At 41.3% G+C, this 12,864-nt stretch carries 9 protein-coding genes; 4 read left to right on the forward strand and 5 right to left on the reverse strand.

The genetic code is table 11. The annotated features are described in order from the left end of the window. Positions 1-3 precede the first annotated feature (3 nt). Positions 4-1,014: a GNAT family N-acetyltransferase gene (locus E7X57_RS03715; protein ID WP_135610695.1), complete on the reverse strand. Its 1,011-nt coding sequence runs from the start codon at positions 1,012-1,014 to the stop codon at positions 4-6. Next, complete coding sequence (locus E7X57_RS03720) at positions 999-2,012, reverse strand: polysaccharide deacetylase family protein (RefSeq protein ID WP_371413156.1); 1,014 nt, start codon at positions 2,010-2,012, stop codon at positions 999-1,001. Before E7X57_RS03720 ends, E7X57_RS03715 begins: the two co-directional genes overlap by 16 nt. Positions 2,013-3,052: 1,040 nt before the next feature. On the opposite strand from E7X57_RS03720, the gene E7X57_RS03725 reads away from it, so the two are divergent. Next, on the forward strand, positions 3,053-6,019 hold the full coding sequence (locus E7X57_RS03725) for a sugar-binding protein (protein WP_135610697.1): 2,967 nt from the start codon (positions 3,053-3,055) through the stop codon (positions 6,017-6,019). A gap of 173 nt (positions 6,020-6,192) precedes the next feature. After that, positions 6,193-7,818, forward strand: coding sequence for a right-handed parallel beta-helix repeat-containing protein (locus E7X57_RS03730; RefSeq protein ID WP_135610699.1), 1,626 nt, complete (start codon positions 6,193-6,195; stop codon positions 7,816-7,818). 247 nt (positions 7,819-8,065) lie between these two features. Here the strand turns inward: E7X57_RS03730 and E7X57_RS03735 are convergent, their stop codons facing one another. The 3 genes from E7X57_RS03735 to E7X57_RS03745 all read right to left on the reverse strand — a co-directional run bounded on the left by E7X57_RS03735 (position 8,066) and on the right by E7X57_RS03745 (position 10,910). Then, positions 8,066-9,193 carry a GNAT family N-acetyltransferase gene (locus E7X57_RS03735; RefSeq protein WP_135610701.1) on the reverse strand — a complete coding sequence of 376 codons (1,128 nt, stop codon included), beginning with the start codon at positions 9,191-9,193 and terminating at the stop codon, positions 8,066-8,068. Between the two features lie 163 nt (positions 9,194-9,356). Continuing rightward, entirely contained in the window at positions 9,357-10,217 is an 861-nt protein-coding gene (locus tag E7X57_RS03740; RefSeq protein ID WP_135610703.1) for a polysaccharide deacetylase family protein, read from the reverse strand. 228 nt (positions 10,218-10,445) lie between these two features. After that, complete coding sequence (locus tag E7X57_RS03745; protein ID WP_135610705.1) at positions 10,446-10,910, reverse strand: phosphopantetheine adenylyltransferase; 465 nt, start codon at positions 10,908-10,910, stop codon at positions 10,446-10,448. A gap of 181 nt (positions 10,911-11,091) precedes the next feature. Here E7X57_RS03745 and radA point away from each other — a divergent pair, with 181 nt between their 5' ends. Both radA and E7X57_RS03755 read left to right on the forward strand, forming a co-directional pair. Continuing rightward, complete coding sequence (gene radA / locus E7X57_RS03750) at positions 11,092-12,069, forward strand: DNA repair and recombination protein RadA (RefSeq protein ID WP_135610707.1); 978 nt, start codon at positions 11,092-11,094, stop codon at positions 12,067-12,069. Between the two features lie 106 nt (positions 12,070-12,175). Continuing rightward, positions 12,176-12,859, forward strand: a complete 684-nt coding sequence (locus tag E7X57_RS03755) for a phosphoglycolate phosphatase (RefSeq protein WP_135610709.1) — start codon at positions 12,176-12,178, stop codon at positions 12,857-12,859. Positions 12,860-12,864: the final 5 nt, after the last annotated feature.

Consider the following 12,864-nt stretch of genomic DNA (forward strand, 5'->3'; position numbering starts at 1 on the left):
GCATTATCTAATAAGATTTATTATTTGTCGGCAAATATCAAACTTCGTTGAATAACTTGTTACTGTGTAGTAAGGTACCAATTTTGGATTAAAAGCTGTTATGAATTTAGTTATTTTTGGAGTATTAGCAGCCATTAGGTTTATCTGTTTAAAATTTCTGCTTTTAAGATCTTGAAATATATCGTACAGTAAAAGAGATGTTGAATTATGGCTTTTCAGATCGGCATTTGAAGCAGATGACCATCGATGTGCTCTTTTATCATCCCAGATAACGATTTCTGCAGCTGCAACTTCCCCCGTGGGCATTTCTGCAATCCACATTTCACCTTTATGGTTTTCATGTAAAAAATCCAATATTTTTTCGAAAAATTCTATTTGGGCAGGTGGGGCCAGCTGTTGCCTTTCATATGTTTCTTTAAAAAGATCGTAAAAACACTGGGGGTTACTTTCTTTTTTAATTTTGATCTCATTTTGGCCAGCTTTGCGAATGATCGTCTTCATATTTTTTGGCATTTTTGCTTCAATATCTTCACTCAAATCAAAATAGTAAGCATAATTAATTTCCTTGATCCAACTTTCAGGGGAAAACTGCCTGATGTCTATAAAATCAGTCGAATTTGTTATCGAAACCCGGTCAAATCCTTGTTCCTTTATATGCTTCAGGACATTCTTTAGAACATTGTTTTGAAGCTCTTCTTGATTTCGTAATCTCTTTCTTGTTGACCTTTTTACTAAAATCCCTCCATAGGGTGTCATATTGCAAGTGGATGATGCTACATTAAATATTCTTTTAAATTTGTGAGCAAAAAGGGAGCACCCTCCAACTAATTCTTCATTATGGAAACATCCGTATATATTCAGATCGAGGTTAAATGAATCTCTGCATATTGTTAACCAATCGATTGTGTGAAATATTGTTCCGTATGGTGAAGTTTCAACCAGTTCGTCCCATAGTTCATATTCAGTAGGGTCAAGCTCTCTGACCACAACACCCGAATTCATTGTTCCCACCATTTGATCATATCTTTTCCACTTGTCATCCAGGCATCTTTCTCATGACAATATTTCAATATCTTCTCATAGAATTCCAAATTTTCATCCTGCATGTATGTGTTGTGCCAGAGTATTGTGATAACTCCATTGTATTTTGCAACTGTGTCAATCAGCTTCTTTGTGACGTCCCATGCGCCGTTGAAGTCTAATCTCATATAATCCCTGAGAAGTGTGCAGTCCATGATCGTTAGAGGGATCTCTACGATGTCAATCTCTTTTCCTGTTTTCAGGTTTATTGGTTTGAATGGGTGGCTCATTCCATTTCTAAAACCCGCACAGTCATTGTAGCCAAACGTTGTGTCATATTTAAAACCGGCTTTACTTAGCAACTCCCAGGTTTCAGGAGTCTTGAACCTCAAGTAATGGTTCCGATATCCGATTACGTTTTTTCCAAGAACATTTTCAAGCTTTTCTTTCTTCTTGTAGAGGTCTTCGTAATTGTTGTATGATCGGTGTCCCCCATGGAGGCCTACTTCCCATCCTCTGGCATCTATATATCTTATTTCATCCCTGAGGGTTTTCAGGTCATAGTTGTAATTCTGTTCCCCGGGTTCAAGTGCAAGGAAATAAAAACTTGATGTAGCTCCATACTTCTCTTCCAGTTTCATTATCTCACGGAAGTTCCAGTAAGGGTGATTTCTTTTGTTTATTGCATAGGTTGGATATTTTAGTGCATCTCTAATGTTGCCTTTGATAACAGATCTGAAAGAATTGAAGGCATATATTAAATATCTCTGTTTAATTACGTCAATGTCATGCGTAAGACAAACCGCAAATTTCTTTTTATCCGGATATTCTGGTTTGAAACCATTTTCGATCAGGAATTTTGATACCTTCGGTTCAAAGATATCCCGGGATTTGCTCAAATAGTAAGGGAATCTTTCATATTCATCTAAAATAGGAGGATCATATTCCTCTTTTTTTGTGAAAAGATCCCATAATTTCTTTTCTTCTTTCAACTTTTCAATCAATGTGCTGTTAGGTATCATCTGATCTCATCGGATGTCCGGTTAACATCCTCTCCTTATAATCTCTTGATTAACGGACCCTCGCCAATACATTTGTCAGAAGAATCACGATCCTGCGATCTACCACGAGAGTTTGATCTTCTCAAACCTGCACTAAAATATACTGTAAAGTACTGCTCGTGCTCTTCCAATAACCCCTGGCATACGCCACAGATCTCTTTTGGCTACGTGCTTGTCTTCAATTACTAATTACCACTATCGGGCATGTCTTCTCTATATCAGTCAGACCTATCCCTTTAACCCTTTATATTAAAGGTTATAAAATTATTTAAGCAAATTGGTTCTCTTCCTTTTGAACGTAGTATAGAAGATGCATAACTAATGATGATTAGTAATTTTGCAGGATGTGGATGTTACTCTTGTCTTCCGTTGAGGTGATAGGACTTCTTTGTGAATTATATCTCTCAAATATTTCGTGTTGACCAAAGTGCCTCAACTGCTGATATAAGCTGCAATTCTCTCAAGCTTCATGTGTTCACCATTTTATCTGAACCCTTCTTGCCCCACGAGGTCAGTAATGTTAACACCTCTCAAGTATTCATTCAGAGCTCCTCATACTTTTAGTATCGGTACTTCTGATCTCTAATTCAGCTATAAATATGCCTCATTTTTTCTTCAATTTCAATTTTGTTCCAACTGCTTGTTTTGTGAGCGTATCAATGGTAATATTTTCTAACTTTTCTAAAAATCGTCCGACTACATTATCCTTCTATGTGCGCATATAGATGATTTATGTTCACAAAAAGCAAAAGAAGTGTACACAATGTTCTTATTGGTGTACATGAAAATCGTTATTTGCTACCTGTGATGTTGAGGGAAGACAACTTTGGTTTATTATATCCCTAAGTTTTTGACAGGGTAAAATTCACAACATTTATATGTGATAATAACCCTGCTCTCCCAATCACTAATATTCAATAACAATATAAAAATGCTACATAAAATTACAGAAGTTTGATTTTGTGGTCACTATGAGGGAAATAAAAATATTATTAATACTGTCATTCATTTCATTAATTGCCATTCCAACTGCGTTAGGGAGTACTGCTCCGATCGTATATGTTTCAGCAAATGGAAATGGTGATTATAACTGTGATGGAGTAAGAGACGAAGTGGAGATTAATGCAGCTTTGCAATACGTTAACGATAATGCAGAGTACACCACTGTTTACCTGATGAATGATGGTGGAGAAAATGATTTTGTAATCTCCGATCAAATTGAGATTCCCGACAACACCATTCTTGATGGTGATGCCGGTGTACGTGTAAAATTAAAGGCCGGTCTTACTGAATACGATTTTGAGCAGATGGTTACGGGTGCAACTCCTACAAGTCAGGTATACAACAGTGCTAATCACATCATAATCAGGAACATTATTTTTGATGCTGACAGATGGAATCAGGACAACATGCCTATTAGCAAGAAAGATGAAAGAGAGACTATCTCCATTAGGGGAAAGGACATCACTATCTATAATTGTAGGTTTGAAGATGGTGTTGGCGATTTCATCAAGATCGGTAACTATGGCGAAAAATATCCGGACATTGAAATATACGATAATTATTTCGGCAGGTCCGGACACTGTGGCGTATATGTTCTGTATACCGGATATACCGGCGATAACAGGATCTGGATACATGACAATGAATTTGGTTATGTGGCAGCAAATACCGGTGTCCGTCTGGATGAGTGTTCCGGTGCTCTAGTTGAAAATAATGTGTTCACTTCCTATAATCAGGGAGATTCCGCGATCTATCTCCTGTACAGGAATGCGGGAAGCAACACTGGTTCACATGACAACGAGATCAGATATAACACGATCTATGATGTGAGGGAATACGGTGTCACTCTTGCTGCAGAGGTCAGTGGGGGCGCAGTGGACAAATCTGAAACAACTGGTAACTATATCCATCACAATTCGATCCGCAATTCTATTGGTGATGGTAATGCCGGTGGTATCAATGTGTATGGTTATGATGATGTTCTGATTGAATACAACACCATAGCAAACGGTGACGGTGACGGAATATCAACCCACGAATATTATGGTTCAACCTCTACGTCTGGTTTTACCATTACTGCTAATAACAATATCATCAATGGCATGAAATCATATAATGGTCGTGGGTATGGTATCAATAACGCTGAATCCAGTAGACACACCATAATTTCCGATTATAATAACATCTATGACAATGCATTGGGTAATTATAGAAATGTAGCTGAGGGTGCACATGACATCCATGATGCCAGCCAATCTACAATTCCCGATCAGCCTACAACTCCAGAGGAACCAACAACTCCTGATCCTGTGAAGCCTACTGCTTCCGCCGGTCCTGACCGCACAGTTTCTGTTGATGAGGCTGTAACTCTGGATGGGTCCGCATCAACAGATGATGTGGGTATCACATCCTACAAGTGGGATTTCGATAATTCTAACGGAATCCAGCAGGATGCCACTGGTGTCGTTGTTCAGCATTCCTACAGTTCTGCAGGAACATATACAGCAACATTGACAGTGACAGACGGTGATAGCGAGGTTGACACAGACACTGTTCTTGTAACAGTACAGGATACTCCATCGGACAATGGCAACGTAAATCTGGACATCGTAAGTGGCACAGCTACGATCGACGGTGATCTTACTGACTGGCAATACGCCGCAGGAACTACGATATCCGGTGTTTCCGACAATACTGCAACAGTAAAGGCAATGTATGATGACACGTACCTTTACATTTCATATGATGTGACAGACTCTAACCTTCAGGCAGATGGTCTGACCGAGACGGATGGTCTTCATTTAGATGATAGTGTTGAGATCTATCTTGACACTTTACACAACGCTGGAGCTGCAATGCAGGCAGATGACTACCACTTTATCATAAATCTGAATGGTGCAGTAGTAGATGATGTGGGTACTGGTAGTGGAAAGGATTACAGTTACTCAAGTAATATTCTCAATAGTGTGAATTTGCAGGGTACCAAGAACGATGCCAGTGCGGATATCGGCTACATCGTCGAGGTTGCAATTCCATGGAGTGACATCGGTGGACAACCTTCAATCGATGTCAGTGGTCTATTCTTTGCAGTAAATGACCAGGATAATGCAGGTACTGTATATCTCCTTAATTGGTGCGATCTGACCAGTTCCTATTCTGTTCCTGATCTCTGGGGAGATGCAACCATTGCAGCTACAAGCAACACAGCGCCTGTCCTGACTCCTGTCGATAACAGGGCAGTGGATGAAGGAAGTACTCTAAGCTTTACTGTCAGTGCCTCGGATGCTGAAGATGACACCCTTACCTACTCAGCCACCGGTCTTCCAAGTGGTGCATCATTTGATGCTACGTCAGGTGTATTCAGCTGGACGCCATCAGTTGGCCAGGCCGGCACCTATGGTGTGATGTTTGAAGTTACCGATGGTGAACTGACTGATTCAAAAGCCAGTATCATTACTGTGAATGCAATAAGCGATGATTCTCTGGTCAACAACCTTCCGGTAATAACTACATTTTCACCTATTAATGATGCAGTCTTTGAGGAAGGAAACGTAATCAACATTGGAGTAAGTGCCTTTGATGCAGATGGACAGGAATTGAATTATCTCCTGAAGATCGATGGAGTTACCGTCAGCACAACTTCCAGTTATGTATGGAATACCGATAATTCTGATTCAGGAATTCATACTATCGAAGCAGTTGTAAATGATGGGACTGGTCAGGTAACATCCCAACACGTCCTCACTATAATCAATATCCATCCACGCTGGGATGTGAACAAGGATGGTGTGGTAAACATTCTGGACGTCACGATAGTGGCTCAGAATCTCGGTACTAACAAACCACATCCAAGCTGGGATGTAAATGATGATGGTGAAGTAAACATTCAGGATCTCACCATTGTAGCACATTACTTCGGTGAATCTGTAAATTGAGGCGCAAATATTGCGCCATCCTTTTTTTATTTATACCAAATGAATCAGATTTTTTTATCGAGGGATATTATTTATTGGCTTGGAATTGAAAAATGAATTAGCTAATCTGAAATCTTCCTTATAATAACAATATCCCGGATAGATTTATATTTTTAAATGTTCTATCTATTAATATGCTCTATCCAGTTGCACATATTATGTTCTTTGTACTTTGTATCAGTGCGATTGTGATCTATGTAATCTTTCCTCCAGCACTCATTCATAAAAAACTGACCTCAAGGGGTGCTATGCCGATCCTGGTTTTGCTGTTTGTGGGTTGCTTATATATACTGTTCCTTAACTTCCTGCCCGCTTCTCCGACTGCAATGCCTGTTGTATATGTTTCCGCAGATGGCAATGGTAACTATAACTGTGATGGCGTAAAAGACGAAGTTGAGATCAATGCTGCCCTTCAGTATGTAAGGGATAATGCAGATTATCATACTGTTTATCTACTGGATGATGGTGGAACAACCGATTACATCATTCATGGAACAATCGAAATTCCAGACAATACGATTCTCACAGGGGATATGGGTACAACGGTCAAACTTGTATCCAACTTCAATCCTCCAAGGGCTGATTGGCAAATGGTTTCAGGTGCAACTGAACTCAGTGGACGTGGCTATAAACAGTCAAACAATGTAACAGTTACTAATCTTACATTTGATGCAGATAGGTGGAATCAGCAACTCATTCCACCAGATGAGGTCGACCACTATCCTACAATTGAGATTCGGGGTAAGGATCACACATACCATGATCTGTCATTCACGACCGGTCTTGGTGATTTTATCAAAGTCATAAATTCTGGGGAAAAAAATCCAAATTTGAATATATATAATAACTATTTTGGCAGATCCGGGCATGCCGGTGTATATGCATTGTACATGGGTTCAACAGGTGATAATAAAATCTGGATACATGATAATGTATTTGGTTATGTGTCAGCAAACACTGGTGTTCGCCTGGATGAATGTTCTGGTGCTTTAGTTGAAAACAATACATTTACGTCATTTAATAAGGGTGATTCTGCTATTTATCTCTCATACAAAAACGATAAATCCAACATTGGCTCGTCTGACAATGAAATTGCTTACAACACGATTTATAATGTGAGAGAATACGGTGTTATTCTTGCTGCAGAAGTGGCAGGGGGAATAGTGGAAAAGTCAGAAACGACTGGCAATTATATTCATCACAATTTGATATATAATTCAATTGGAGATGATGGTAATGGCGGTGGTATAAGTGTTTATGGGTATGAAGATGTTGCTATTGAATCTAATACTATTGTAAATGGTGACGGTGACGGTATTTCAACAAAAGAATATTTCGGTTCAACCTCTACGACTGGCTTTACCATCACAGCAACAAATAATATAATATCCGGGATGGATTATTATAATGGTCGTGGGTATGGTATCAATAATATTGAATCCGGGAAACACACCATAATTTCAGACTATAATAACATCTATGACAACGAATTAGGAAATTACAATAATGTGGTCGAAGGTGCACATGATATTCATTTAAATCCGGATTTCTATGATATGTCCAATGGAAATTATCATTTAAAATCAACATATGGGACATGGACTGGAACAAGTTGGGAACTAATGGCGACTCATAGTTCGTGTATAGATGCAGGGCATATATCCAGTAGTTATTCCAACGAACCTGATCCAAATGGTAACAGAATAAATATTGGTCGATATGGTAACACTGTCGAAGCATCCAAGAGCTTTTCCGAGTAACCCGCCGCTTACGCACCAACAGATGATGTGATTATCAAATTCGATGTGTGGGAGTTCGGTTCCTATGATGTCCTCCGGCAGGATGGCACGGATGTTGCTGTTTAGCGGGAACCTCTACAGCAACACTGGCGGTAATCGATGTTGAAAGCTCCTATATAATAATGATGTCCAATGTCTCTGTTTGAGCGTGTCAATGTTTCAAAGAAACGGCTATGGTCTTCAAATTTTGAACGTGCATGCCATTTTCTTATATAACTCCTCTATCCGGATCAATGGGCGAAGGAATAAATTCGTGATCTTCATGTCCATCCAAATGCGGCCTGTCCTCTTCATTGACAAAATAGTAAAGATATGGACGCTTGTGCTTTCTTTTAATCTTAATTCGTTTTTTCAGTATTTCGTCCATTTTCTGATCGAACGACCAGAATACTGATGCAGCAACATTGTGTTTTTTTGCAAGATTCATTGAGAATTCAATTAATGATAAAATTATTTCTTCTTCGAATTGTGGTATATAGGCATCTTTCATTTTCATGATCTTTATATCCTTTTCAGGACATTCAATATCAAATATAAAATATGCGACCAGTTCATCATTTCGGGTATCTGTGCATTTGACCAGATGCCTTTTGTCAGCGACAGCTTTTGAAAAGTATAACCATCTCAGTGTTTCTGCATCTCGACATAGTGTTGTTACATTTTCCTTTCTGTTGTTCTCCCATAGTTGTGTGAACGAATCCCCACAATCTGTGCATAGAGAACATTTGTAATGATTCGGTTGTGGCTTTAAGGTTCTCTTGTCGCTGAACCATTGACCAATAGGTGAGATCAACTTAATGGGGGGTAATAAACCTTTCATTAAAGGTAACAGATTGTGGGATATAATGCTAGTTTGTACATATAGGTCAAAAATTTTCCCATAATCCCGAATATGCCAGTATTCTAAATTATTAAACGGAACATCGATATCAGTAGATCCAAATTTGGAGTATATCTCTGCCGCGATCTCATTTGGTGTAGTATGTAGCAGGAGCTTAATATTTTTCTGTCTGTCAAATGACAGTGTCAACTGAATGCTGGTAACTCCTCGTACCGAAGGTCGGACATATAGTGATGTACCGGCTGCAGCGAGATCATCTCTTCCTTTGATCTGATATTTTACAAGGACATTCCCCAGAAAACCAACAATTTCCGATTTCTCGTCTTCAATTACCCAGCCATATGGGATGGACTTGTCTGCCCAGGGATTGTTGATCCACCACATATCGAAACGACGATGCCATATATCAGGTGAGGTGCCAAATCCCTCTTTCAAGAACTCTGCCAGTTCCGAAAAGTCCTTTTCCTCCAGTGGACGTATCTTTGTTGATGGCATGTATTCCCCATTATTATTAGTGCGATGGCTACTTAAATAATTGTCTAATTCAGTTGCAAGGTAAAAGCTTTAACCTCAAAAATACCAATATCAATTTTTAATTATTCTACAAGGATGGTTTTTGTCCACCTTGAATTGTGTTATTGCCTGATTTGTATTGATGTTACTGTCCCATCATCTTCCTGAGGTACCACCACAGTCCACTTGCTTTGACTAATAGTTCGTTGATGTCTGCCCCATCCCGAATACTGGCGCGTTTCAGTCTGAACAAATCCGTATCCTGGGAATTGAATCCCGGCTCAATGGTGATCCCACACGTATAACCCGCTTTCTTAGCGAGTGCTATATCCCGGTCCGAGTAGTCTCCATTTGGATAGGACAATGCATATATCTTGAACCCGTATTTCTCCTCAAGTTCCTTCTTTGACTGCGAGATCTCCTCGTCTGCTTCCTCATCGGTACAGTTCGGCAGGATCGGGTGGAATACCGTATGGGACTGGAAGTCCGCCATGTTCTTCATGTCCTCGATCTCATGTTTTGATAATGCCTGTCTGTCCTCAAACTCTTTTGTTACCTCGAACCCAAATTCTTTCAAGATCTCCAATTTCTCTTTATTTGGAATCCTTTTCAGATGCTCGCGGCTATATTCCTTACCTGTGTCTTGTTTCCACCAAAAATGCCTGTTTGTATCTACTATGCCACTGCAGAGGAAAATAGTGGCTGGTACATTATATCTTTCCAGCAGGGGTTTGAGTTCGTAGTTGCTCTTATGTCCATCATCCAGTGTTATGATCAATGATTTTGGCGGCAGTTCATCAACCGTTCCTGTCTCCTTTGCTTTGATATAATCCTTCAGGGAGATAATATTGTATTTAGGTATTAGCGTCCTTAGATACGTGTCTATTATGTCAGGATCGATATCGTGAAAAAGAATGATTGACACTTTTTTTTTCTGGAGAACTTCCCTGAAGAAGAAGGGTATTCCTGTTAGCCGCAACAAAAGGAATGGTATTTTTCTAAGCATCTTGTTTGCCCCACACTTAAAGATAAGTTCCGTAGTATATATGGGTTTTTATTATTTTTTTGATGTCTGGTTTATCTTATATGATACTTGCAAAATGTAAGTTCTCTAGACACTTGAATCAAAAAAAGGTGAAAATTTATGGAATGTGGAGTTTTGTGATATCCAGCTGAATAAATATTTAGTATTTTTGTAGATGGTTGAGGGTATATATCACATCAGGACAACATTTCAATTGGGCTTCAAATGACCATGTACATCGATCTCTCCGTGTACGATCCTTGTGGAAGAAATAGGAATGTCATCATCGGCCATGACGTATTCTATCCTGACGATCTTGATCTCGGGCTTGCCGGATTCCTTTCTCAGTTCGTTGATTTTCAGGGCTACGGGGTAGGTCTCGGGGGAGACCACGATCGCATCGTAGTCATCTTCCAGGGTGGTTCCGTAGGGGTTGGTGAGCATCTGGATATGATAGCGGTCTTTCGGGATGCCGAGTTCTTTGATAAAATCGGTGAGATTCTTCTCTCGGGTTGGGTAGTCGGGGATATCGCGGTTCTTTTCTCCGGCCATGTTGTTGGATGTGAGACCGATGTCCAGTACGTCGTCTCCGGCTGTCTCGAAGGCTTTTCTTATCAGTTGCCTGTGTCCGTCGTGGAGTTGTTCAAAAGTTCCTCCGACTGCTGTTCTTCCCATTGTTTTCTGAAATGGGGTTTGTGTAACATAAGTCTTTGTGTTGGTTTTGGAGTTTTTGGGCTGGTCCGGGATGGACGAATACTTTCACAACGCTTAGCTTATGCTTAAATACTCAGCAGAGATAAAGAAGAACGAATGTGCACGCTACGAGAAAAACTGTGCACCATAAGGAGCTATCAAAATGAGTGAAGTTTTATTGGAAGATCTTGATAATGTGGGGCCGGCGACGGCACAGAAACTTAAGGACGCCGGTTTTACTACGGTGGAGGCCATCGCTGTGGCATCCCCTGCAGAACTTGCCAACAGTGCTGAGATAGGAGAGTCCACTGCAGCCAAGATCATCAACGCTGCCAGGCAGGCTGCGGATATTGGGGGTTTTGAGACCGGGGACCTTGTGCTTGAGCGCAGGAAACTCGTGGGCAAGCTCACCACCGGGTGCGAGGAGTTCGACGAGATGATGGGCGGTGGCATTGAGAGCCAGTCCATCACAGAGATGTACGGCGAGTTCGGCTGTGGTAAGACCCAGGTCGCCCATCAGCTGGCCGTGAACGTGCAGTTGCCTCCGGAGCAGGGTGGACTGGGCGGTTCTGTTGTGATCATCGATACTGAGAACACCTTCAGACCTGAGAGGATCACACAGATGGTCAAGGGGCTTTCCGAGAAACACGGCGTGGAGTATGATCCTGAGGAGTTCCTCAAGAACATCCACGTGGCACGTGCTTACAATTCCAATCACCAGATACTTCTTGTGGATTCGGCCTCCGAGCTTGCCAACGAGCTTAAGGATTCCGAGATGCCTGTCCGTCTTTTGATCGTGGATTCCCTCACTGCCCACTTCAGGGCAGAGTATATTGGTAGGGGTACGCTTGCCGACAGGCAGCAGAAGCTCAACAAGCATCTTCACGGCATCCAGCGCTTCGGTGACCTGTTCAACTCCTGCGTGGTCGTTACCAACCAGGTCATGTCCAAGCCGGATGCATTCTTCGGGGACCCCACCAAGCCTATCGGCGGTCACATCTTGGGCCACACAGCCACCTTCAGGCTGTACATCAGGAAGTCCAAAGGGGACAAGAGAATCGTCAAGCTGGTGGACTCACCCAACCTTCCGGATGGCGAGGCCATCATGTCCATCACCACGGACGGACTTGGTGATGCATGAGAATAACTGATATTGAAACTGAAACTGAAACTTAAGATCAATTTAAGTTGGTCTTAAGACAACCTTCAAGAATAAGTTTAAGATACCTTCCGTCATATCTGAATGCATGGTCTTCAAAGCCCTTGTCGTTGATATTGATGGAACTATAACTAACAGTGACAGGACCCTGGATCTTCGGGTCGCGAAGAAATTCCGTGAGCTCAGGGTTCCGGTCATCTTGTCCACAGGCAATCCTCTCTGTTACGTCCACGCTGTAGCCAGGCTCATCGGCATCAGCGGTATGGTCATTGCAGAGAACGGAGGGGTTATATCTACCGGTTTTGACAGTCCTTCCATCATAGCAGATGGCATGGAAGAATGTGAAGAAGCGTATGATCTGTTATCCCGATATTTTGATCTTGAAAAGCTTGATGCTACATACCGCAAGACTGAGGTCGTACTGCGCAGGGGTATGGATGTGTCAGAGCTTCGCAGGATCGTTGCAGACAACGGTATGGGTGTGGAGATCATTGACACGGGCTATGCCGTTCATATCAAGAACAAGAAAATGAACAAGGGCACAGGGCTTCATACAGTGTCTGAACTGATGGGCATTCAGGCCTCTGATTTTCTGGCTATAGGTGATTCCTGCAATGATGCCGAAATGATGCGCGAGGCAGGCCTTGGTATAGCTGTTGGCAATGCTGATGATGAGGCCAGACAGGCTGCATCCATGATTACGAAAGCCTCATTTGGAGAAGGTGCGCTGGAGGCCATTGAATATGCTCTTTCCAATGGCCTTCTGGAATAAAAAAA

Origin of the sequence: Methanococcoides sp. AM1, assembly GCF_900774055.1 — an archaeon.
Classification (GTDB): Archaea; Halobacteriota; Methanosarcinia; order Methanosarcinales; family Methanosarcinaceae; genus Methanococcoides.

What these genes read in the sequence shown, in the direction of transcription:
- E7X57_RS03730 (WP_135610699.1), top strand. Translation starts at nt 6,193, where the DNA reads ATGCTCTATCCAGTTGCACATATTATGTTCTTTGTACTTTGTATCAGT.
- E7X57_RS03745 (WP_135610705.1), bottom strand. Translation starts at nt 10,910, where the DNA reads ATGGGAAGAACAGCAGTCGGAGGAACTTTTGAACAACTCCACGACGGA.
- E7X57_RS03755 (WP_135610709.1), top strand. Translation starts at nt 12,176, where the DNA reads ATGGTCTTCAAAGCCCTTGTCGTTGATATTGATGGAACTATAACTAAC.
- E7X57_RS03740 (WP_135610703.1), bottom strand. Translation starts at nt 10,217, where the DNA reads ATGCTTAGAAAAATACCATTCCTTTTGTTGCGGCTAACAGGAATACCC.
- E7X57_RS03715 (WP_135610695.1), bottom strand. Translation starts at nt 1,014, where the DNA reads ATGGTGGGAACAATGAATTCGGGTGTTGTGGTCAGAGAGCTTGACCCT.
- E7X57_RS03725 (WP_135610697.1), top strand. Translation starts at nt 3,053, where the DNA reads ATGAGGGAAATAAAAATATTATTAATACTGTCATTCATTTCATTAATT.
- E7X57_RS03735 (WP_135610701.1), bottom strand. Translation starts at nt 9,193, where the DNA reads ATGCCATCAACAAAGATACGTCCACTGGAGGAAAAGGACTTTTCGGAA.
- radA (WP_135610707.1), top strand. Translation starts at nt 11,092, where the DNA reads ATGAGTGAAGTTTTATTGGAAGATCTTGATAATGTGGGGCCGGCGACG.